The following is a 21,756-nucleotide window of genomic DNA, read 5'->3' as shown; positions in this document are numbered from 1 at the left end:
ATGATCAAATCCTATGGTTCACATGGTCACACGAGCAACGAGATTTCGCTGCAGCGCGCAAATTCGCAATGAAGGGTGGCAATATAGTCACAGTTCTGTCACGGCCGCCCATCAGCTAGGAGACCGAAAGGATCACCGTCCCGAACGCAAAAGAGGAGCATGAAGTGCGGACAGCGTTGTTTCTCAGCATCAGCATGGCGATTGCGGCCCCGGCAGCCGCTAAGGCTCAGCAGTCCAACGGGTCCGCGGCGGCGCTCGCAGACGCGCTTGCACAATGCCGCGGTCAATCCGACGATTCCGCGCGTTTGGCGTGTTTTGATCGTACTGCTGCAGCCCTACTGGCCGCCCGTGATGCTGGCGATGTCGTGATGCTTGATCGCGAAGGCATGCGACGCGCCAAACGGCGGGTGTTCGGTTTCCAGTTGCCCCGGCTCGGCCTGTTCGGAGAGGGGCAGAACGACGCAAGCGCGAAGGGCGAGCCGGAGGTGAAGGAAATCGAGTCCACCCTGACCCGCGTTGCAAACGCCGGCAACGGCCTGTTCGTGTTTGTTCTGGGCGACGAGTCACAGTGGCAGACCACCGAAACCCGGTCCGGTCTGTTCCCCAAAGCGGGACAGCCCATCAAAATCGAAGCCGGGATCCTTGGCAGTTACATCGCGCGCCTCAACAACTCTAACCGCGTAGTTAAGGTAAAGCGTATTCGCTGACGGAAAGGTTGCCGCGCGTCCATGGCGGACGCGCAGCTCCGGCATAATGCGCTATTCTGCTGCCTCAGCCAAGCGAGCCGGGGCCGCTTGCCGCACCCCGTCCTCTACATGTGCTTCGAATTGCGCAAAATTATCGACGAACAGGTCAACCAGCCTCGCAGCGGTCGCGTCATATTCAGCCGGGTCCGCCCAGGTCGAGCGCGGGTCGAGGATCGCCACGTCGACCCCCGGCACTGCGACGGGGACGTCAAATCCGAAATTGGGGTCCCGGCGGAACTCGGCATCCTTCAAGCTACCGTCGAGCGCGGCGTTGAGGAGTGCGCGCGTCGCTTTGATCGGCATGCGGCTCCCCACACCATATTTGCCGCCCGTCCAACCGGTATTGACGAGCCAGCAATCGACGCCGCCACGCGCGATCCGTTCCTTGAGCAGGTTTCCATAGACCGACGGGTGACGCGGCATGAACGGCGCCCCGAAACAAGTGGAGAAGGTCGCTTCAGGCTCGGTCACGCCGATCTCAGTGCCGGCTACCTTCGCCGTATAGCCCGACAGGAAATGATACATCGCCTGTTCGGGCGTCAACCGGGCAATCGGCGGCAGCACGCCAAACGCGTCGGCGGTCAGCATCACGATGTTGCGCGGCACCGGCCCCAGATTATCAGCGCTGGCATTGGGAATGAAATCGATCGGATAGGCGCCGCGGCTGTTCTCGGCCAGGCTACTGTCATCGAAATCGAGTTCACGCGTGACCGGGTCCATCACCACATTTTCGAGCACCGTTCCGAACCGTTTGGTCGTGGCGAAGATCTCTGGTTCCGCCTCCGCCGACAGGCGGATCATCTTGGCATAGCAGCCGCCTTCGAAATTGAAGACGCTGGTGTCCGACCAGCCATGTTCGTCATCGCCGATCAACGTCCGGCTGGCATCCGCCGACAACGTCGTCTTGCCTGTGCCGGACAGGCCGAAGAACACCGCCGTGCCGCCATCCGCACCGATGTTGGCCGAACAGTGCATGGGCATCACGCCCTTTTCAGGCAGCAGATAGTTCAGAACGCCGAAGACCGACTTCTTCATCTCACCAGCATAACGCGTGCCGCCAATCAGGATCATGCGCTCCGAAAAGCTGACCGCGATAACCGTTTCCGAACGGCAGCCGTGGCGGGCCGGGTCAGCGCGGAAATCAGGCAGGTCGATGATCGTGAAATCGGCCACGAAATCGGCCAGCGCTTCGGCTTCTGGCCGGACCAGCATCGTACGGATGAACAGATTATGCCACGCCAACGTGTTGATGACGCGGACGTTGACGCGATGCTCAGCCTGCGAACCGCCGTACAGATCCTGCACGAACAACGTGTCCTGTTCGGCCACCGCCGCCAGGAAATCGGCCTTGAGCGCAGCGAACGCCTCTGGCTCCATCGGCTTGTTCGACTTGCCCCACCAGATGGTGTCGGCGGTGTGCGCGTCGCGAACCGTGAACTTATCCTGCGCGGATCGACCGCTGTGGCGGCCCGTCTCGACCACAAGCGGTCCGTCCTTGGCCAAATGCCCCTCTCCGCGCGCGACGGCATGTTCGACCAGTGCGGCCGTGCCGAGGTTCCAGTGAATGACAGCGCCGGTTGCGATGCCCTGCGCATTCAGATCATGTCGCGGCGTCCGTTCGGTCACGAAGCTCTCTCCCTTTTGCGGCCTTACGCCGCATACGTATGCAGACTGCATAGGTGCTGTACGCGGCATCGTCAAACCTCTCAATTGTGACGATCCGCCGTTCGCATTGTTCTTGTTATGTTCGGCACCGCGCTGTAAGGTTCGGTATGGCCAGTCAGCGAGCGGTCCGAGGGGCAACATCAAATCCGGTCAGCGACCGTTTCGGGCTCTCGCAGCGGGAGGCCGATGGCGACTGGCTGGATACGCGAACTGCGATCGACGGGGAGCCTCCGCCCCTGCGCACCAGCGTAACCGTTGAGCATCCGCGGACCATCATCGCGCGCAATGCCTCGCCCGACGTGCCGTTCGACCGTTCGATCAATCCGTATCGCGGGTGCGAACATGGCTGCATCTATTGCTTCGCGCGGCCGACCCATGCCTTTCACGACCTGTCGCCCGGACTGGATTTTGAAACCCGGCTGTTTGCCAAGCCTGACGCCGCCGCGCTGTTGCGGGCCGAACTGGCCAAGCCCGGCTATGTGCCCCGCCCCATTGCCTTTGGCACCAATACCGACCCCTATCAGCCGATCGAGCGCGACTGGCGGATCACGCGCGACTGTATCAAGGTGCTGGCCGAAACTGCCCACCCGCTGACCATCACGACAAAGTCCGACCGTATCCTGCGCGACATCGACATTCTGGCGCCTATGGCCGAACGCGGGTTGGTGGCAGCGATGCTGTCGGTGACGACGCTGGACCGCGAAATCGCGATGACGCTTGAGCCACGCGCCGCGCAACCGGAACGGCGATTGCGCGCCATCCGCGAACTGACAGCAGCGGGGATACCGACTTTCGTTTCAATCTCGCCGGTCATTCCGGCAATCACCGATCATGAAATGGAGCATATACTGGAGCGCGCGGCCGAAGCGGGCGCGCACGCCGCTTTCTTCATCCCCGTGCGATTGCCGCATGAGGTCGCGCCGCTGTTCCGCGCGTGGCTCGACGCGCATTTCCCTGACCGTGCGGGCAAGGTGATCTCGATCATCCAGTCGCTGCGCGGTGGCCGCGACAATGATCCCGATTTCTTCACGCGGATGCAGGGTCAGGGCGTCTGGGCCGATCTGCTGCGAACCCGCTTCCACAAGGCGTGCCGGAAATATGGCTTGGAAGGGCAGCGGGTCACGTTACGCACCGACCTGTTCCGCAAGCCGAGCGGCGCGCAGGGTGAGTTGTTCTGACGGGGTCGGCGGGCGCGGGCGGTTCGGCTAAAGGTCGACCATGATTCGATTTCTTGCCCTGCTCGCATTCGCCCTCGTCACCCCCCTTTCGGTACGGGCGGAGCCGCTGACGGTCATGAGCTTCAACGTCCGCCTGCCAGCCGACAGCGATGGTCCGGACCGCTGGTCAGCGCGCCGGGACCGCTTTCTTAAAGTATGGCGGGGGATCGGCGCCGACGTGGTCGGGACGCAGGAACTGTTCCGCGAACAGGGCGAGGCGATCGTAAAGGCCGATCCGCGCTATGCCTGGTTCGGTCGCGACCGGAAGGGCGGGCATGGCGATGAGCATATGGGTATTTTCTATCGCCGCGACCGACTGCGCCTGATCGACAGCGGCGATTTCTGGTTGTCGGACACGCCGGACCAGCCGGGCAGCATCAGCTGGAGGCACCCCCTGCCCCGCATGGTCAATTGGGGCCGGTTCGAACGTATCGTCGATCGCCGCCGCTTCACCGTCATCAACACCCATTTTCCCTATCGCGGGGAGGATGAAGATGCGCGGGAAAAGGGGGCGCGTGCCATTGCTGCCTTCGTCGGCACCCTGCCGACCGATGAGCCTGTGGTGCTGACCGGCGACTTCAACACCGTGCCCGAGAGCGCCGCCTATACCGCGCTGACCGCCCGCATGGCTGACGCATGGACGACCGCCCCGCGCCGCAGCGGGACGGCGGCGACCTTCCACGGCTTTACCGGCAAGGCCGATCGCCGCATCGACTGGATCATGACGCGCGGCTTTACGGTAGAAGCGATCCGGACGGACGACCGCCCCCTGCAGGGTCGCTATCCGTCGGATCACTTTCCCGTCATTGCGACGCTCGATTTCCCGGTCAGGCGGCCTTGAGCGTGTAGTTTTTATAACGCTCCCGCAGCGCGGTTTTCAGCAGCTTACCCGTGGCGGTATGCGGCAATTCGTCGACAAAATGGATCTCGTCGGGCAGCCACCATTTGGCGACATGCCCCGCCAGATGCGTCAGAATCGCTCCTTCCGAGACATCCGCACCGGGCTTTTTGACAACCAGCAGGATCGGGCGCTCCTCCCACCGGGGATGATGGACCCCGATCGCAGCGGCCTCGGCGACGCCAGCGCAGCCGACGGCGGCATTTTCCAGCTCGACCGAGCTGATCCACTCTCCGCCCGATTTGATCACGTCCTTGGCCCGATCGGTGATCTGCATCGTGCCGTCGGGATGAATGACGGCCACGTCGCCGGTATCGAAATAGCCATCGGCATCGACCGCGCGGTGCGGCTCCTCGAAATACTGATCGACCACCCAAGGCCCCTTGACCATCAACCGGCCTGAGCTTTTGCCATCACGCAGCAGGACGCGGCCTTCATCGTCGATCACGCGCATGTCGATCCCGAACGGCGCCCGCCCCTGCCGGCTGACCTGATCGACCTGCTGATCGAAGGTCAGCTCGTCCCAATCGGGACTGCGCGCGCCGACAGTGCCGATCGGCGACGTTTCGGTCATGCCCCAGGCGTGATTGACGCGAATGCCCATCTTCATCAGCCGCTCGATCATCGAACGCGGCGCAGCGGAACCGCCGATGGTCACCAGCTGCAAATGGTCGGGTGCTGCGCCAGTCGCATCCATATGCTGGAACATGGCGAACCAGACGGTCGGCACCCCGGCAGAGTGCGTCACCTTTTCACGGTTCATCAACTCGCACAACACAGCGGGGTCGTTGACACAGGAAAAGACGAACTTCAGTCCCACCATCGGCGCCGAAAAGGGAATGCCCCAGCCGACCGCGTGGAACATCGGCACAATGGGCATCGCCACGCTGCGCGTCGACAGGTCAAAAACCGACGGCTGCACTTCCGACATGGCGTGGATCATTGACGAGCGATGCGAATACAGCACGCCCTTGGGATTGCCGGTGGTGCCGCTGGTATAGCACAGCATGCACGGGTCGCGCTCACTGCCTTCGACCCAGGCATAGTCGCCATCCTCCTTCGCGATCCACGCCTCGAACCCGTGGGGGCCGGGATCGTCGAAACAGACATAATGCTCGATCGTCGTCCATTCGGACTTCAGCTTGTCGACCACAGGCTGAAAGGCGCGGTCGTACAGCAGCACCCGGTCATGCGCGTGATTGCCGATATAGGCCAGCTGATCCGGAAACAGGCGGGGATTGATGGTGTGCAGGATGCCGCCCATCCCCATCGTTCCATACCAGGCGACCAGATGTCGCGCATGGTTCATCGCCATGGTCGCCACCCGGTCGCCGGGCTTTAGCCCAAGCCGCTCCAGGGCCTGCGCCAGCCGACGCGAATCGCGCCCAATACCCGCCCAGTCGGTCCGGGTTTCGCTGCCATCGGCCCACCGCGTCACGATCTCGCGCGTTGGATATTCGCGTTCGGCATGCTCCACCAGACGCGGCACGCGCAGTTCGAATTCCTGCATCGCTCCAAGCATCGCTCTCTCCATTCCTGTTTTGGGTATGGAGGATAGCCAGCGGGCGCGACTAGTCCAGTGGCAGAAATGTTACCGAAGGTTGCTGTTCAGGCGTCAGCCCGCAAGTTGCAGGCGCGGGGCGAGCAGTTCGGCGTCTCGAGTTCCCGGAATGGCGCGCACCGCGTCAACCAGCTCGCCGTCGAGCAGGAAGTCCTCGCCCAGCGACACCTCTGCCTCACCGCCGTCGAACGGCGCGATGACGCGTGCGCGACAACGGCCGCCGCGCTGCTCCCCCAGCAAGCGGGCGAGCGGCGTAAGGGCCGCGGCATCCTCGATCCAGATCGTCAGGACCAGCCGCGCATTGTTCGAAAGCGTTTCGAACGGCTGGACCGACTTGACGGTGACACGCGCCGTATCCTCCCCCGCGCGGCGATCGAGTTCGACCTGCAACAGCCCGCATCCGCCCGCCTTGGATGCTTCCTCAAGCGCGTCGGCGGCGGCATCCTCGAAACAGGTGGCGACCACCTGACCACTCGCGTCGGACAGTGTCGCCATCATGTACCGCTTGCCGCGTGCGGAGGTGCGCCAGCGCGCGTCCTCGATCAGGGCGGCGACGGTTGCCCCGGCCCGCGCGCCTTCGGCCACCTGCACCTCGCTCAACGCGGCGATGGGGCGTGCGGCATGAACCTTTGCGAGATGCGCGTAGCGGTCGAGCGGATGGGCCGAGAAGTAAAAGCCGAACGCATCCTTTTCCGCGCCGATGCGCTGCACCAGCGTCCAGTTGACGTTCGGCAGGCGGACCGGCGGCTCGCTCGCCTCCCCCTCTCCGAACAGGCCGCCCTGCCCGCTGGCGCGCCCGGCGTGGATGCGCTGCGCAGTCGCGAGGATGGTTTCCGCCGCCGCATGAACCCCGGCGCGGTTGTCGTTCATCGTATCGAATGCGCCTGCCGCCGCCAGCGTTTCCACCTGCCGCTTGTTCAGCAGTCGCGGATCGACGCGGCGCGCGAAATCGTCGAGCGAAGCGAACGGCCCCTTGGCCCGCCGCTCCTCCACCACCTGTTCCATCGCGCGTTCACCCACGCCCTTCAGCGCGGCCAGTGCATAACGGACGGCAAAGCCATCCTCATGCGGCTGCACGTCGAACTCCGCCTCACTGGCGTTCAGGTCGGCGGGCAGACACGGGATGTTCAGGCGCTTCATATCGTCGATGAAGATCGCCAGCTTGTCGGTCAGCGCCAGGTCGAAGCACATCGACGCGGCAAAGAATTCGTGCGGATAATGCGCCTTCAGCCAGGCCGTCTGATAGGCGAGCAGCGCGTAGGCGGCGGCGTGCGACTTGTTGAAACCGTAACCCGCGAACTTGTCGATCAAGTCGAACAGCTCATTCGCCTTGGCCGCCGGGATCTGATTATGCTCGGCACAGCCGGTCACGAAAATGGCGCGCTGTGCGTCCATTTCCGCCTTTACCTTCTTGCCCATCGCGCGCCGCAACAGGTCTGCGCCGCCCAGCGAATATCCCGCCAGGATCTGCGCCGCCTGCATCACCTGTTCCTGATAAACGAAGATGCCGTAGGTTTCGGACAGGATGCCTTCCAGCAGCGGGTGCGGATATTCGACCTTTTCCCGCCCGTTCTTGCGCGCGCCAAAACTGGGAATGTTGTCCATCGGACCCGGCCGATAGAGTGAGACGAGCGCGATGATGTCGCCGAAATTGGACGGGCGCACGGCGGACAGCGTACGCCGCATGCCTTCGGATTCCAGCTGGAACACGCCCACCGTGTCGCCGCGTTGCAGCAGCGCATAGGTTTCCTCGTCATCCCAGGCGAGGCCGTCCAGGTCGACCGTGATGCCGCGTTTCTTGAGCAGATCGACCGCCTTGCGAAGCACGCTCAGCGTTTTCAGGCCCAGAAAGTCGAACTTCACCAGCCCCGCGCCCTCGACATATTTCATGTCGAACTGGGTCACCGGCATGTCGGATCGCGGATCGCGGTACAGCGGCACCAGCTGCGCCAGCGGACGGTCCCCGATCACCACGCCCGCCGCATGGGTGGAGGAGTGGCGCGGCAACCCCTCAAGGCTCATCGCCAGATCGAGCAGGCGGCGGACATCGTCCTCTCGCTCATATGCCTGGGCCAGTTCGCTGACGCCGTTCAACGCCCGCTTCAGATCCCACGGGTCGGCCGGCAGGTTGGGCACCAGCTTGGCCAACCGGTCGACCTGACCATAGCTCATCTGAAGCACGCGGCCGGTGTCCTTCAACACCGCGCGCGCCTTCAGCTTACCAAAGGTGATGATCTGGGCGACGGTGTCATGACCATATTTGGCCTGAACATAGCGAATGACCTCGCCACGCCGCGTTTCGCAAAAGTCGATGTCGAAGTCGGGCATCGACACGCGTTCCGGGTTCAGGAAGCGTTCGAACAGCAAGCCCAGCTTGATCGGATCAAGGTCGGTGATGGTCAGCGCCCATGCGACGGCCGAACCCGCGCCCGAACCGCGACCCGGTCCCACGGGAATATCATGGTCCTTGGCCCATTTGATGAAGTCGGCGACGATCAGGAAGTAGCCGGGAAACCCCATCTTGACAATGATGTCGATCTCATAGTCCAGCCGCGTCCAGTAGATTGCGGTCCAGTCGTCGGCGGCCTCCAGTTCGGCGGGCGTCGGATTGGTGCCGTCATCCGCGACATTGCCGTGATGCGGGCGATCCCAGCCGGGGACCAGCGGCTTGCCCTCAAGCGCTGCGATCCGCTCCAGCCGCGCCTTCAACCCTGCGCGTGCGGTGTCGCGCAGCATCCGCGCCTCACCCTCACGGTCGCCGGCCAGGCTGGGCAGGATCGGCTTGCGCTTGGGAGCAGCCACTGCGCAACGCTGAGCCACGATCAGCGTGTTCGCAATCGCTTCCGGCAGGTCGGCGAAGTCAGCCTTCATCACGTCGGCCGGCTTCATCCATGCTTCGGGCGAGCTGCGCTTGCGATCCTCAGACATGACGTAGCTGGAATGGGCAATGCACAGCATCGCGTCATGCGCGTCGTGGAAATCCGCCTCGGCAAAGCAGCTTGGATTGGTCGCGACCAGCGGCAGGTCATTGTCATAGGCGAGGTCGATCAGCGCCGCCTCAGCAGCTACCTCCACCGGGTCGCCGCGCCGGCTGAGTTCGATGAACAGCCGGTCGGCGAACAGATTTTGCAACTGGTCCAGATACGCCGCCGCATCGCGCCGCTGATCGTCGGCCAGCAGCCGGGCCAGTGCACCCTCGCCCCCGGCGGTCAGGCACAGCAGTCCGTCGCTGCGACCCGTCAGCGCCTCAAGCGGGACATGCGCGTCCAGTTCGACCGGGCGACCCAGATGCGCTTCCGACACCAGCGCGCACAGATTGTCATAACCACGCTCATCCTGGGCATAGAGCGCCAGCCAGTCGAGGATCGGTGCCCGCCCCTCGACCCCGCCGGGCCGCGCGACGCACAGCATTGTGCCGATAATCGGCTGAACGCCCTGATCCTTGCAGGCGTCCGAAAACGCCATTGCGGCATATAGCCCGTTGCGGTCGGTCAGCGCGACGGCGGGAAAGCCAAGCTTGCGCGCATGCTTGGCAATCGCCTTCGGCTCGATCGCGCCGTCGAGCATGGTGTAGCAGGAGAAAACGCGAAGAGGAACGAAACCGGCGTGCATCACCATAGGCTAGGCGTGGCGCCCGCCGGTTGGAACCCGCCCCGCGCAGTTGTCCACAGCGTTATCCACAGCTTCTCGCTTAACCGACCGGCGCGCCGTACAGGTCATGTTCGTCCGCATCCTCGACCCGGACGCGGATCACGTCGCCGACGCTGGCGCCGACCACATCGCGCAGGAACACCTCGCCGTCGATCTCAGGCGCGTCGGCCTTGGACCGGCCCGTCGCGCCGCCTTCGTCGTCGACCGCGTCGAGGATCACGTCGATCTCGCGCCCGATCTTTGCCTGAAGTCTCGCGGCAGAGATGGCGGCAGTTCGCTCCATGATGCGGGCGTAACGCTCTTCCTTCACTTCCTCCGGCACCGCGCCGTCCAGATCGTTGGCGGCAGCGCCCTCGACCGGCTCAAAGCGGAAGGCACCGACACGGTCGAGCTGCGCTTCGTCCAGCCAGTCGAGCAGATATTCGAAATCCGCATCCGTCTCACCGGGGAAACCCACGACGAAAGTCGAGCGGATGGTGATGTCGGGGCAAATCTCACGCCAGCCGCGCAGCCGCTCCAGCACCTTGGCCTCGTTCGCGGGGCGCCGCATCCGCTTCAACACCGATGGCGCAGCATGCTGGAACGGAATGTCCAGATACGGCAGCACCAGCCCGTCGGCCATCAGCGGGATCACCTGATCGACATGTGGGTATGGATAAACATAGTGCAGCCGCACCCACGCGCCCAACTGGCCCAGTTCGCGGGCAAGGTCGGTCATGTGGGGCACGACCTCCCGTCCCTTCCACATGCGCGGTTCGCGGCGGATGTCGACGCCGTAGGCCGACGTATCCTGGCTGATGACCAGCAATTCGCGCGTGCCCGCCGCGACCAGCTTTTCCGCTTCGCGCAAAATCGCGTCCGGCCGGCGGCTGACCAGATCGCCGCGCAGCGCCGGGATGATGCAGAAGCTGCACCGGTGATTGCAGCCCTCCGAAATCTTCAGATAGCTGTAGTGGCGCGGCGTCAGCTTCAGTCCCGCTTCGGGCACCAGATCGACGAAGGGCGACGGGATCGGCGGCGCGGCAGAATGGACGGCTTCGACCACCTGTTCGTATTCATGCGCCCCGGTGATCGCCAACACCTGCGGAAAACGCGCGCGGATCGCCTCGGCTTCCTTGCCCATGCAGCCGGTCACGATGACGCGGCCGTTCTCGGCCATCGCCTCACCGATCGCTTCCAGCGACTCTTCCTTGGCGCTGTCCAGAAAGCCGCACGTATTGACCAGCACCACATCGGCGCCGGAATAGTCGGGCGACATCCGATAGCCCTCGGATCGTAATTTGGTCAGGATACGCTCGCTGTCGACCAAATTCTTGGGACAGCCGAGCGACACCATCCCCACCTTGGGGGCTTCAGGGATTCGCGTTGCCATGATCGTTCGCGCAGATAATGGATGTGGCGGCAAAAAGCGATAGCGGCTGGCGCAACCGCCGTCGAAGTCCTAGCTTTCGACGCGATGACTGATTTCAAGGCCTGTCTTGCCCCCGATCGCGGCCAGCCCGCGCACGCCATCCACCTTGTCGATCCGAGCAGCCATGACGACTGGCTGAAGCAGCAGCCGGCCCGCCACCGGGCGATGCTGACGGCGCAACGCTTTCGCCCCACGCCCTTTGCCAGCGCGATCCTGCCGGGGGAAGACGCTGAAAGCTGGTCGGTGGTTTCGTCCGTCGCCAATGTCGCGGCACTCAGCCCATGGTGCCTTGCGCGGTTGGCAGAAACGCTGCCTGAGGGAACCTATCGCCTGGCGGGCCAGGAACCCGGCCCGGCGATGCTTGGCTGGCTGCTGGGACAATATCGCTTCGAGCGCTATCGCAAGGAAGACGGCGTGGGCGCCCGGGTGCTGCTGACGGGAGAGCCGCAGCGCATCGACGCGACGCTGCGTGAAGCGGCAGCAACGGTGCGCGTGCGAGACTTGGTCAACACCGGCGCCGGTGATCTTGGCCCCGCCGAACTGGAAGCAGCTGTCGGTGCGGTCGGTCAGGCACATGGTGCCCGGCTGACGGTGACGCAGGGGCGCGAACTGGAACGGGGCTATCCGATGATCCACACCGTCGGGCGCGCCGCGACGGCACAGCGCGGGCCGCGCCTGATCGAGCTCGACTGGGGTCGGGACGATCATTCACGCGTTGCCATTGTCGGCAAGGGCGTTTGCTTCGACACCGGCGGACTCGACATCAAGACATCGGGCGCGATGCGGCTGATGAAGAAGGATATGGGCGGCGCCGCCCATGCACTGGCGCTCGCCCAAATGGTCATGGCGGCGCGGCTGCCGGTGCGGCTGCACCTGCTGATCCCCGCCGTCGAGAATGCGGTCGGCAGCGATGCCTTTCGCCCCGGCGACGTGCTTCGTTCCCGCAAGGGGCTGACGGTCGAGAACACCAATACCGATGCCGAGGGTCGATTGATCCTGGCCGATGCGCTGACCCGCGCGGTTGAGGAAAAGCCGGCATTGCTGCTCGACTTCGCGACCCTAACCGGTGCGGCGCGCGTGGCGCTCGGCCCCGACCTGCCGCCCCTGTTCGCTAATGACGACGCGCTCGCTGCCGAACTGACCGATGCAGGAAGTGCCGAAGCCGACCCCTTGTGGCGAATGCCCCTGTGGGATGCGTATGACGACATGCTGAAGTCGGACGTGGCCGACATGGTCAACGCGGCCGAAGGGCCGTTTGCCGGCGCCATCACTGCCGCGCTGTTCCTGCGCCGTTTCGTGCCCGCCGACATTGCATGGGCGCATATGGACGTATTCGCATGGCGCCCCGCTGCCAAGCCGGGCCGACCCAAGGGCGGCGACGCTTACGGCCTGCGCGCGGCGTGGCGGGTTCTTCAAAACAGGTATTCCGCATGAGCCACTGGCTGCTGATCTACGAACTGTCCTCCGATTATCTCGCGCGGCGCGGCGAATATCGCGCCGAGCATTTGTCGCTTGGCTGGGAACAGGCCGATCGCGGCGCGATACTGCTGGGCGGGGCGGTGGGCGACCCGCCCGAGTCGGCAATGCTGCTGTTCAGCGACCGTGATGCCGCCTTCGCCTTTGCCAACGCGGATCCCTATGTCATCAATGGTCTGGTGCGGGCATGGCGGGTGGTACCCTGGACCACCGTGATCGGGGAACAGGCAGCGGCGCCGGTCCGCCCCTGATCCCCACGCGCCGTCAGCCGAGCCTGGCGGCGGCTTCGATGATGGGCACGAACTTTTCAGCGGTCAGGCTGGCGCCGCCGACCAGCGCGCCATCGACTTCCGGCGCGGCGAGTATGCGCGCGGCGTTGGCGCCGGTCACCGATCCGCCATACAGGATGCGGATGCCGCCGGCGGCATCGCCGATCATCTGCCGCATCTTGGCGCGTGCAATGGCGTGGATCGACGCAATTTCCTCAATCGTCGGGGTGCGGCCCGTGCCGATGGCCCAACGGGGTTCGTAGGCGAGCGTGAACCAGTCGCCGCTGGCATCCTCCGGCACCGATTTTTCGATCTGCGCCTGAACGACGCGTTCCGCCCGGCCTGCATCGCGCTCCGCCTCGGTCTCGCCACAGCACAGGATGACCTGCAGGCCATGGCGGCGGGCGGCGGCGGCCTTGGCCCAGGCGTCGTGGCTGGTCTCGTTCTGGTCGGCGCGCCGCTCGCTATGGCCGACAATGACCGTCGTCGCGCCCGCTTCCTTGAGCATCGGCGCCGAAACGCAGCCGGTGTGCGCGCCCGAATCGCGCTCATGTACATCCTGCGCCCCGATCGCCAGCGCGCCCGCATGCTCCGCCGCCAGCGCGATCAGCGTCGTCGGCACGCATAGCGCCACGTCGACGTTCGGATGCGCCGCCGCAGCAGCGGCAATCGCCTCGATCTCTGAAACGGCGCCGCGCAGCCCGTGCATTTTCCAGTTTCCGGCCACCAGCTTGCGTCGCGTCATCGCGTCCCCCGTTTTGCAATCGTATGCACCCGATGCCAGCGACCGCCCGCCAGCACAAGCTTGTCCCATCGCACGCCGCCGCCTAAAGCGCGGACAACTGACAGTGGCTTGCGAACGGACGTCAATGCTAAAATTCTTCCGCCGGATCATCAAATCGCGTTTCGGCGTGCTCTTCACGCTTGCCGCGCTGGCGATCATCGCGATCAGCTTCGGCCTGGCCGACATCAACAACCTCGGCCAGTCCGGGGGTGCGACCGGCACGACCCTGATCGAAGTGGATGGTGACGCCGTCGGGGAAGCAGAGATTCGTCAGCGCGCCCGGCTTGCACTCGACGCCGTCCGGCAGGAACAGCAGGGGCTGGACATGCCCGGCTTCCTTGCCGCGGGTGGATTCGAAAGCGTGCTGGGCCGCGTTGAGAACAGCCTGGTGCTGGAAAAGTTTGCGGAAGAAAGCGGCATGCTTGCCTCCAAGGCGTTCGTCGACGGACAGATTGCCAGCATTCCCGCCTTTCTGGGTTTCGACGGCAAGTTCAGCCAGCAGAATTTCGAACGCGCATTGGCCAGCCGTCAGATCACGCCTGAGCAGCTTCGCGCCGACATTGCGCGCGAAACCTATGCCCAATGGCTGATCGCTCCGACCGTCGGCACCAGCCAAGTCGCGGACCAGCTGGCCCTGCCCTATGCCTCGCTGCTGCTGGAGAAGCGCAAGGGCCAGATCGCACTTGTTCCCGCCCAGCCCGCTGGCAACGCGAACCCCAGCGATCAGCAGCTGTCGAGCTACTATGCCGACAATCGTCAGCGTTACACGGTGCCGGAACGCCGCGTCGTGCGCTATGCCGTGGTCACGCCCGAAGCCTTCGCCGCGCAGGTGCAGGTGGCCGATGCCGAGCTTCAGGCCGCATATAAGGCTGCGGGCGACAAATACGCGCCGACCGCGACCCGCACGCTGGAGCAGGTGATCGTTGCCGATCAGGCGCTGGCCAATCGCATTGCCGGTCAGGTGAAGGGCGGCACCGCCGTTGGCGCCGCCGCCCGCGCCGCCGGACTTGAAGCGACGACGATCAGCAACGCCAAGCAATCCGAATTCGCGACGCAAAGCTCCGCAGATGTCGCCCGCGCTGCCTTCGCCGGACAGCAGGGTGCGGTCGTCGGCCCCGTCCGCTCGCCGCTGGGCTTCCACATCATCAAGGTTGCGGGCATCAGCCAGTCGGCGGGTCAGCCGCTTGCCGCCGTGCGCGACGAACTCACGGCCGAGGTGCGCCGCCGCAAGGAAACCGAGGCGCTGGTCGCGATCCAGGGCAAGCTCGACACTGGCATCAGCGATGGTGCCACCTTCGACGAGCTGGTCGCGGACCAGAAGCTGAAGGCTGAAACGACGCCCGCCCTGACTGCACAGGCGCTGAACCCCGACGCGCCGCAGCAGCAGCCCGACCCACGTCTGGCGCAGATCATGGAAGCGGGCTTCGCGGCAGAGGATGGCGACGCCCCGCAGCTGGTAGCGCTGGGCAATGAAGGCACCTTCGCGATCGTCGCGCTGGGTCGCATTGTTCCCGCCGCCGCCCGTCCACTGCAGACCATCCGCGAGGCCGTTGTCGCCGACTGGCGGCGCCAGCAGGCCAAGCTCGCCGCGCGCAAGCAGGCCGATGCCGTCGTCGCCAATGTCGGCCGCGGCACGGGGCTCCAGCAGGCCCTGGGCGCAGCAGGCGTGAACGGCCCCGCGGTGCAGACGGTTGACGTGTCCCGTGCGGAACTGGCCGCGCGTCGCATCCAGCTGCCCCCGCCGGTCGCGCTGATGTTCAACATGAAGCGCGGCACCGCCAAGGTGCTGGAAGCCCCGAACAATGGCGGCTGGTTCGTGGTGACTGTCACCGACATCACCCCCGGCGACGCCAAGGGCAATGAAGGCGTCATTCGCTCCACCCGCGCAGGACTCGGTTCGGTCGTTGGCCGCGAATATGCCGAGCAGTTCACCAATGCCGCCAAGAAACTGGTCGGTGTGGAGCGTAACGCGGCAGGTCTGGCCAAGCTGAAGGCCGACCTTGCCGGTCAGGGCGTGGCGGCCGAGTGATCGAGGGGATCGAAGCCGCTCGCACCGCGCTGGCCGAAGGCAGGCCCGCGCTTTTGTGGCGCCGCCAGCTGGCCGACACCGAAACGCCAGTCGCGGCGGCACTCAAGCTGTTCGAGCCGGGTCGTGGCGACTTCGTACTCGAGTCGGTCGAGGGCGGCGCGGTGCGCGGCCGCCACAGCCTGATCGGGCTGGCCCCGGATCTGGTGTTCCGCGCAACGGGCGCGTCGGCAGAGGTCAATCGCCACTGGCTGACCGACCGGGACGCTTTTCAGCCCTGTGAAGCCGACAGCCTGAGCGCGCTGCGCGATCTGGTCGCCGCGTGCCGTGCCGACGTGCCCGCCGCCCTGCCCCGCGCGCTCGCCTGTCTGGTCGGGTATTTCGGTTATGAAACCATCGGGCTGGTCGAAAAGCTGCCAACGCCAAAGGCTCGCGCCATCGACATTCCCGACATGCTGTTCGCACGCCCGACGGTGCTGCTGGTGTTCGACCGATTGGCCGACGCGTTGTTTGTCGTCGCACCCGCATGGCCCGAACATGGCGCCGAAGCCGTCGACCGTGCATGTGAGGCGATTGAGGCGACATCCGCCCGCCTCGCCGCCGCGCCGCTGCCGCCGCCCGCCCGAACCGAGTGCGAGGACCCGGCGTTCACCCCGGTTCTGGAACCCGGCCGCTATGGCCAGATGGTTGCTGCTGCCAAGGAATACATCGCTGCGGGCGACATCTTTCAGGTCGTGCTGGCTCAGCGTTTCACGGCTCCGTTCGCGCTGCCGCCGATCGAGCTCTACCGCGCGCTGCGCCGGATCAATCCATCACCGTTTCTCTACCACCTCGATCTGCCGGGCTTTGCACTGACCGGCTCCAGCCCTGAGATCCTGGTGCGGGTACGCGATGGAGAGGTGACGATCCGCCCGATCGCCGGCACCCGCCCGCGCGGCGCGGATGCCGCCGCCGATGCCGCAAATCGCGAAAGCCTGCTTGCCGACGCAAAGGAACGCGCGGAACATCTGATGCTGCTTGATCTGGGCCGCAACGATGTCGGCCGCGTGTCAAGTGCGGGCAGCGTGCGCGTGACCGACAGCTACACGGTCGAACTGTACAGCCATGTCATGCACATCGTGTCGAACGTGGTCGGACAGTTGCACCCGGATCGCGATGCCGTCGACGCGCTGTTCGCAGGCTTCCCCGCCGGGACGGTCAGCGGCGCGCCAAAGGTTCGTGCCTGCCAGATCATTGCCGAACTCGAACCCGAAGCGCGCGGCGCCTATGCTGGAGGGGTCGGTTATTTCTCACCCGACGGGTCGATGGACTCGTGCATCGTGCTGCGCACCGGCATCGTCAAGGATGGCATCATGCATGTTCAGGCCGGTGCAGGCATCGTCGCTGACAGCGACCCCGCCTATGAACAGCGGGAGTGCGAGGCAAAGGCGGGCGCCCTGCTGGCCGCCGCGCGCGAAGCCGTGGCCCGGGCGGCGGAGGGGCGCTTCGGGCAATAGCATCGAACGCCCCCTCCTTCGGCGCTGTTCATGGGATGCGCGCCGCTTCCGATTGCTGCTCACGCTTCCACGACCACCATTGATCCAGCAATTGCTGGTTGCAGCCCGTCTGCCCGCCGGTGCCGATCGGCGAACAGCTGTTGGGCAGGCCCGCGCGGTTCACCTCCATGATCGTCTGCGCGCGGTTGGTCCACGAATTGTTCGCGGGGTCGAATCGTGGCTGCCGGAACGGTTCGGGAATGCGATAAAGTTCGTCAGGGTCCAGTCGCCCGCACACGACGATTTCGTCGCCATTGGCCTTGGGGCATTCCTCCCCCTCGCGCAGCATCACATTCTTGATCCGCTGGGGCGGTCTGGTGCTTGCCGTCTGCTCCGCCTCCTGCGCCGAAAGGGGCGCGGCCAACGCCAGCAGGGGCAGGATCAACAGGCGGCGCATCGTCACATCTCCGGCGGTTTCGCATGTTCATCGCCGCGACATGCTTGCGCACGGCTGAACGAGGGTTAAGTGAGAGCGCATATGCTCCTCGTCATCGACAATTACGACAGCTTCACCTGGAACCTGGTCCATTATCTGATGGAACTGGGGGTCGAAGTTCGCGTCGAACGCAATGACGCGATGACCGCGCAGGACGCGATCGCGACCAACGCACAGGCGTTCCTGATCTCTCCCGGCCCCTGCACGCCGAACGAAGCGGGCATCAGCCTGGATCTGGTCGCGGCCTGTGCCGAACTGGGCAAGCCGCTGTTGGGCGTGTGCCTGGGCCATCAGGCGATCGGCCAGCATTTCGGCGGCAAGGTGGTGCGCGGCGGATTGATGCATGGAAAGACATGCCCGGTCGAACATGACGGCACCGGGCTGTTCGCCGACCTGCCCTCCCCATTCACGGCGACGCGATATCATTCGCTGATCGTCACCGATGTGCCGTCAGAACTGGTCGTCAACGCAACCGCTGCCGATGCCAGCGTCATGGGCTTTCGCCACGCCAGCCTGCCGATCCATGGGGTGCAGTTTCACCCTGAAAGCATCGCCACCGAACATGGCCACGCAATGCTCGCCAATTTCCTTCGCGATGCCGGGCTGGACGCGGTGATGCCCGCCGAACTGCCGCGCGGAATCGCGGCATGACGGTCGCGACGCTGCTTCCCGACCCCGCAACGCCGCTGTCGCACGAAAGCGCCGCGTCGGCCTTTGCCGATATCCTCGACGGGCGCGTCGACGACGCCGCGATCGAGGGATTTCTGATCGGCCTGACCGAACGCGGCGAAACCGCGATCGAGATTGCCGCTGCCGCCCGCGCGCTGCGCGAACGGATGATCACACTGAATGCGCCCGAAAATGCCATCGACGTGTGCGGCACGGGTGGCGATGGCCATCACACGCTGAACGTATCGACGGCGGTTGCGATCATTGTCGCAGCATGCGGCGTGCCCGTCGCCAAGCACGGTAACCGCGCCGCTTCGTCAAAGGCGGGCGCGGCCGATACGCTGGAGGCGTTGGGCCTGAACCTGGACGCTGCGACGGAGAGCGCCCAGCGCACCCTTGAGGAACTGGGCATCGCGTTCCTGTTCGCCGCCAATCATCACCCGGCGCTCGCCCGCATCGCGCCGCTGCGCCGCCGGATCGGACGGCGGACGATCTTCAACCTGATGGGTCCGCTGGCCAACCCGGCGCGGGTTCAGCGCCAGTTGATCGGCATTGCTCGACCCGACTACGCACCCGTCTATGCTCAGGCACTGTCGCTGCTGGGGGCAGAGGCGGCTGCCGTGGTGTCGGGTGAGGATGCGCTGGACGAGCTTTCCTGCGCAGGTCCAAGCGTCGCCGCCAATGTTGGCGCGGCGGCGCTGCCAGCCACCATCGCGCCTGAGGATGCCGGGCTCACACGCCACCCCCTGTCGGACATTCGGGGCGGTGACGCCGCCGAGAATGCAGAGGCGCTGAAGAATTTGCTGGCCGGTGAAGCGGGCGCCTATCGTGACGCCGTGCTCCTCAATGCCGCTGCTGCGCTGATGATTGCGGGCCGTGCCGAAACGCTTACGGCTGGCGCCGCACAGGCCGCCCAAGCAATCGACAGCGCCCGTGCCGCCGCCCTTCTTCGCCGCTGGATCGACCGCGTATGAGTGACATGCTGACCCGTATCCTCGAACGCAAGCGGGAGGAGGTGGCCGAGCGTCGCAGCAAGGCGTCCATTGCGGACCTTGACGCTCGCGCCGGCGAACAAAGCGCACCGCGCGGCTTCAAGGCAGCGCTGGACGCCCGCGCGGCATCGGGCCGCCACGCGCTGATTGCCGAAGTGAAAAAGGCCAGTCCGTCCAAGGGGCTGATCCGCCCCGACTTCGACCCGCCCGCCCATGCCCGCGCCTATGCCGCGGGCGGTGCCGTCTGCCTGTCGGTGCTGACCGACGCGCCGGGCTTTCAGGGGCATGAGGATTATCTGGTCGCCGCGCGCGCGGCATGTGACCTGCCCGTCCTTCGCAAAGATTTCATGATCGATCCGTGGCAGGTGGCTGAGGCCCGTGCGATCGGCGCTGATGCAATCCTGATCATCGTTGCCGCGCTGGATGACGGCGCCATGGCCGAAATCGAGGCCGCCGCGATCGAGCGGGGCATGGATGTGCTGGTCGAGGTCCACGATGCGGGGGAGATGGCGCGCGCCGCCCGGCTCCAGTCGCGACTGATTGGTGTAAACAACCGCAACCTCAAAGACTTCACGGTCGATTTCAACAAGACATATGAACTGGTTGGATCGGCGCCCCAGGACTGCACCTTCGTCGCCGAAAGCGGACTGAACAGCCGTGCCGAGCTCGACGCGATGGCAGATCATAGCATCCGCTGCTTCCTGATTGGAGAGGCGCTGATGCGTCAGGCCAATGTCGAAGCCGCGACACGGGCGCTGGTCGGTTGACCGGCCTGACGCACATCGACGCGGCCGGTGCCGCGCGGATGGTCGATGTCGGCGGCAAGACACCTACCGCTCGCCGTGCTGTTGCGGCCGGGCGTATAGACATGAGCGCCGATGCGGTTCGTGCGATCCGGGACGGCGCGGTGGCCAAAGGCGATGTGCTCGCAACCGCACGCATTGCAGGCATTATGGCTGCGAAGCGGACCGCCGACCTTATCCCGTTGTGCCACCCGCTGCCCCTGTCGCGGGTCGAGCTGTCCCTCGAACTCGACGACGCGGGTGTGGTGGCCGAGGCGCTGGTGGGAACATTCGGCGTGACCGGCGTGGAAATGGAGGCACTAACCGCCGTCTCGGTCGCCCTGCTCACCTTGTACGACATGGCAAAGGCCATCGACAAGTCTATGACAATACGGGACATTCACCTGAAGTCGAAGATTGGCGGCAAATCCGGCGACTGGGTGGCCCCACGTTGATGCCGTTGCTGCCTGTCGATGAGGCGCAAACCCGGCTGATCGGTCTTGGCAGACCGCTGGCGATCGAGCGCGTCGCCCTTCGCAATGCGGCTGGTCGCTGGGCGGCCGAGCCGGTCGCGGCGCTTCGCACACAGCCCGAGCGCGACCTGTCCGCCATGGACGGTTATGCCATTGCCCATGCCGACCTGCCCGGCCCATTCCTGCTGATTGGCGAAAGCGCCGCTGGTCGGCCATTCGGCGGATCAATCACGAGCGGTCAGGCCGTCCGCATCTTCACTGGCGCAGCGATGCCGACGGGCGCCGATTGCGTGCTGGTGCAAGAGGAAGCGGTCGTCACGGACAGCGTGGTCCGGCTGAGCGGCGAGGGTCCCGGTCATCCCGGCCGCAATGTGCGCCAGCGCGGGCTGGACTTCACTGACGGCGACACGCTGATCGACCAGGGCGATCGGTACACGCCCGCGCGCGTCGCGCTGGCCGCGGTGGCGGGGCATGCGACCTTGCCTGCGCGCCGCCGCGTGCGCGTGGCCGTCGCGGCGACCGGGGACGAGCTTCGCCCCGCCGGACAGCCGCTGGCCGACGGCCAGTTGCCGGAAAGCAACGGCGTGATGCTGGCGGCGCTGCTTGGCGATTTGCCGGTCGAGATTGTCGATATGGGCATCCTGCCCGATCGGCTGGACGTTATGCGCGACAGCTTTGCCGGGGTTCAGGCCGATGTGCTGGTCACGACCGGCGGCGCTTCGGTGGGCGACCATGATCTGGTCCGCCCAGCCCTGACGGCGGCAGGAGCGTCGCTGGATTTCTGGCGCGTGGCGCTACGCCCGGGCAAGCCGATGCTGGCGGGCACGCTGCGAGACATGGTCGTTGTGGGGCTGCCCGGCAATCCCGTCTCCGCCTTTGTCACCGCGACGCTTTTCGTGCGCCCGCTGATCGCGTATCTGGCGGGTGCTGCCAGCCCCTTCCCTACGTTAACGGATGCTGTGATGGGAGAGAGGCTGCCCGCAAATGGCGAGCGGACCGATTATTTGCGGGCCGCGCGGATCGACGGCCGCGTCCATGTTGCAGCCGTTCAGGACAGCTCGATGCTGCGAACGCTTGCCCGCGCTGACTGTCTGTTGCTGCGCCTTCCCCACGCGCCGCCTGCTGAGCCGGGGGACCGGGTTCGCATCCTGCCGCTTGCTTGACA

18 protein-coding genes are annotated in these 21,756 nt (G+C 65.3%); 12 read left to right on the top strand and 6 right to left on the bottom strand.

All coding sequences use genetic code 11. From position 1 onward, the window contains the following. Positions 1-164 precede the first annotated feature (164 nt). A complete protein-coding gene (locus tag ACAX61_RS10060; protein ID WP_370714618.1) occupies positions 165-707 on the top strand; it encodes a hypothetical protein in 543 nt (180 codons plus the stop codon). 51 nt (positions 708-758) lie between these two features. Here the strand turns inward: ACAX61_RS10060 and ACAX61_RS10055 are convergent, their stop codons facing one another. Next, positions 759-2,372, bottom strand: a complete 1,614-nt coding sequence (locus ACAX61_RS10055) for a phosphoenolpyruvate carboxykinase (protein WP_370714617.1) — start codon at positions 2,370-2,372, stop codon at positions 759-761. Positions 2,373-2,518: 146 nt separating this feature from the next. Here ACAX61_RS10055 and ACAX61_RS10050 point away from each other — a divergent pair, with 146 nt between their 5' ends. Together ACAX61_RS10050 and ACAX61_RS10045 are read left to right on the top strand one after the other, a co-directional pair. Beyond that, the gene (locus tag ACAX61_RS10050) at positions 2,519-3,589 is read left to right on the top strand and encodes a PA0069 family radical SAM protein (protein WP_370714616.1); all 1,071 of its coding nucleotides are present in this window, start codon (positions 2,519-2,521) and stop codon (positions 3,587-3,589) included. A gap of 40 nt (positions 3,590-3,629) precedes the next feature. Beyond that, complete coding sequence (locus ACAX61_RS10045; RefSeq protein WP_370714615.1) at positions 3,630-4,469, top strand: endonuclease/exonuclease/phosphatase family protein; 840 nt, start codon at positions 3,630-3,632, stop codon at positions 4,467-4,469. Here the strand turns inward: ACAX61_RS10045 and ACAX61_RS10040 are convergent. The 3 genes from ACAX61_RS10040 to rimO all read right to left on the bottom strand — a co-directional run bounded on the left by ACAX61_RS10040 (position 4,456) and on the right by rimO (position 11,110). After that, positions 4,456-6,048, bottom strand: a complete 1,593-nt coding sequence (locus ACAX61_RS10040; protein ID WP_370714614.1) for a long-chain fatty acid--CoA ligase — start codon at positions 6,046-6,048, stop codon at positions 4,456-4,458. The two genes, ACAX61_RS10045 and ACAX61_RS10040, sit on opposite strands and share 14 nt — an antisense overlap. 93 nt (positions 6,049-6,141) lie before the next feature. Then, entirely contained in the window at positions 6,142-9,705 is a 3,564-nt protein-coding gene (gene dnaE / locus ACAX61_RS10035) for a DNA polymerase III subunit alpha (protein ID WP_370714613.1), read from the bottom strand. 73 nt (positions 9,706-9,778) lie between these two features. Next, positions 9,779-11,110 (bottom strand): 30S ribosomal protein S12 methylthiotransferase RimO, encoded by a 1,332-nt coding sequence (gene rimO, locus ACAX61_RS10030; RefSeq protein ID WP_370714612.1) that lies wholly within the window; start codon positions 11,108-11,110, stop codon positions 9,779-9,781. Between the two features lie 84 nt (positions 11,111-11,194). Here rimO and ACAX61_RS10025 point away from each other — a divergent pair, with 84 nt between their 5' ends. Together ACAX61_RS10025 and ACAX61_RS10020 are read left to right on the top strand one after the other, a co-directional pair. Further along, entirely contained in the window at positions 11,195-12,583 is a 1,389-nt protein-coding gene (locus tag ACAX61_RS10025; protein WP_370714611.1) for a leucyl aminopeptidase family protein, read from the top strand. Then, complete coding sequence (locus ACAX61_RS10020) at positions 12,580-12,876, top strand: YciI-like protein (RefSeq protein ID WP_370714610.1); 297 nt, start codon at positions 12,580-12,582, stop codon at positions 12,874-12,876. The genes ACAX61_RS10025 and ACAX61_RS10020 overlap by 4 nt, the downstream gene beginning before the upstream one ends. Positions 12,877-12,889: 13 nt before the next feature. Here the strand turns inward: ACAX61_RS10020 and tpiA are convergent, their stop codons facing one another. Continuing rightward, entirely contained in the window at positions 12,890-13,639 is a 750-nt protein-coding gene (gene tpiA / locus ACAX61_RS10015) for a triose-phosphate isomerase (RefSeq protein ID WP_370714609.1), read from the bottom strand. Between the two features lie 124 nt (positions 13,640-13,763). Between tpiA and ACAX61_RS10010 the strand changes: the two genes are divergently transcribed. Continuing rightward, complete coding sequence (locus ACAX61_RS10010; protein WP_370714608.1) at positions 13,764-15,707, top strand: peptidylprolyl isomerase; 1,944 nt, start codon at positions 13,764-13,766, stop codon at positions 15,705-15,707. Next, positions 15,707-17,200 (top strand): anthranilate synthase component I family protein, encoded by a 1,494-nt coding sequence (locus tag ACAX61_RS10005; RefSeq protein ID WP_370714970.1) that lies wholly within the window; start codon positions 15,707-15,709, stop codon positions 17,198-17,200. Before ACAX61_RS10010 ends, ACAX61_RS10005 begins: the two co-directional genes overlap by 1 nt. Positions 17,201-17,228: 28 nt before the next feature. Here the strand turns inward: ACAX61_RS10005 and ACAX61_RS10000 are convergent, their stop codons facing one another. After that, on the bottom strand, positions 17,229-17,636 hold the full coding sequence (locus tag ACAX61_RS10000; protein ID WP_370714607.1) for a hypothetical protein: 408 nt from the start codon (positions 17,634-17,636) through the stop codon (positions 17,229-17,231). 81 nt (positions 17,637-17,717) lie between these two features. Between ACAX61_RS10000 and ACAX61_RS09995 the strand changes: the two genes are divergently transcribed. Genes ACAX61_RS09995 through ACAX61_RS09975 form a run of 5 tightly spaced genes read left to right on the top strand, consistent with a single transcriptional unit; the run spans position 17,718 to position 21,754 of the window. Next, on the top strand, positions 17,718-18,326 hold the full coding sequence (locus ACAX61_RS09995; RefSeq protein WP_370714606.1) for an anthranilate synthase component II: 609 nt from the start codon (positions 17,718-17,720) through the stop codon (positions 18,324-18,326). Continuing rightward, positions 18,323-19,318, top strand: a complete 996-nt coding sequence (trpD, locus tag ACAX61_RS09990) for an anthranilate phosphoribosyltransferase (protein ID WP_370714605.1) — start codon at positions 18,323-18,325, stop codon at positions 19,316-19,318. The genes ACAX61_RS09995 and trpD overlap by 4 nt, the downstream gene beginning before the upstream one ends. Next, positions 19,315-20,103 carry an indole-3-glycerol phosphate synthase TrpC gene (gene trpC / locus ACAX61_RS09985; RefSeq protein WP_370714604.1) on the top strand — a complete coding sequence of 263 codons (789 nt, stop codon included), beginning with the start codon at positions 19,315-19,317 and terminating at the stop codon, positions 20,101-20,103. The genes trpD and trpC overlap by 4 nt, the downstream gene beginning before the upstream one ends. After that, positions 20,100-20,573, top strand: coding sequence for a cyclic pyranopterin monophosphate synthase MoaC (moaC, locus tag ACAX61_RS09980; protein WP_370714603.1), 474 nt, complete (start codon positions 20,100-20,102; stop codon positions 20,571-20,573). Before trpC ends, moaC begins: the two co-directional genes overlap by 4 nt. After that, positions 20,573-21,754, top strand: a complete 1,182-nt coding sequence (locus ACAX61_RS09975; protein ID WP_370714602.1) for a molybdopterin molybdotransferase MoeA — start codon at positions 20,573-20,575, stop codon at positions 21,752-21,754. Before moaC ends, ACAX61_RS09975 begins: the two co-directional genes overlap by 1 nt. Positions 21,755-21,756: the final 2 nt, after the last annotated feature.

Origin of the sequence: Sphingomonas sp. IW22 (assembly GCF_041321155.1) — a bacterium.
In the GTDB taxonomy this organism is placed as follows: Bacteria; Pseudomonadota; Alphaproteobacteria; order Sphingomonadales; family Sphingomonadaceae; genus Sphingomonas.
This window is presented reverse-complemented; position numbering and strand designations above follow the sequence as displayed.

Bases quoted from the DNA above. Each gene is read 5' to 3' on its own strand.
- ACAX61_RS10050 (WP_370714616.1), top strand. From the start codon at position 2,519: ATGGCCAGTCAGCGAGCGGTCCGAGGGGCAACATCAAATCCGGTCAGC.
- ACAX61_RS10045 (WP_370714615.1), top strand. From the start codon at position 3,630: ATGATTCGATTTCTTGCCCTGCTCGCATTCGCCCTCGTCACCCCCCTT.
- ACAX61_RS10040 (WP_370714614.1), bottom strand. From the start codon at position 6,048: ATGCTTGGAGCGATGCAGGAATTCGAACTGCGCGTGCCGCGTCTGGTG.
- dnaE (WP_370714613.1), bottom strand. From the start codon at position 9,705: ATGGTGATGCACGCCGGTTTCGTTCCTCTTCGCGTTTTCTCCTGCTAC.
- rimO (WP_370714612.1), bottom strand. From the start codon at position 11,110: ATGGCAACGCGAATCCCTGAAGCCCCCAAGGTGGGGATGGTGTCGCTC.
- ACAX61_RS10025 (WP_370714611.1), top strand. From the start codon at position 11,195: ATGACTGATTTCAAGGCCTGTCTTGCCCCCGATCGCGGCCAGCCCGCG.
- ACAX61_RS10020 (WP_370714610.1), top strand. From the start codon at position 12,580: ATGAGCCACTGGCTGCTGATCTACGAACTGTCCTCCGATTATCTCGCG.
- tpiA (WP_370714609.1), bottom strand. From the start codon at position 13,639: ATGACGCGACGCAAGCTGGTGGCCGGAAACTGGAAAATGCACGGGCTG.
- ACAX61_RS10010 (WP_370714608.1), top strand. From the start codon at position 13,764: ATGCTAAAATTCTTCCGCCGGATCATCAAATCGCGTTTCGGCGTGCTC.
- ACAX61_RS10000 (WP_370714607.1), bottom strand. From the start codon at position 17,636: ATGCGCCGCCTGTTGATCCTGCCCCTGCTGGCGTTGGCCGCGCCCCTT.
- ACAX61_RS09995 (WP_370714606.1), top strand. From the start codon at position 17,718: ATGCTCCTCGTCATCGACAATTACGACAGCTTCACCTGGAACCTGGTC.
- trpD (WP_370714605.1), top strand. From the start codon at position 18,323: ATGACGGTCGCGACGCTGCTTCCCGACCCCGCAACGCCGCTGTCGCAC.
- trpC (WP_370714604.1), top strand. From the start codon at position 19,315: ATGAGTGACATGCTGACCCGTATCCTCGAACGCAAGCGGGAGGAGGTG.
- ACAX61_RS09975 (WP_370714602.1), top strand. From the start codon at position 20,573: ATGCCGTTGCTGCCTGTCGATGAGGCGCAAACCCGGCTGATCGGTCTT.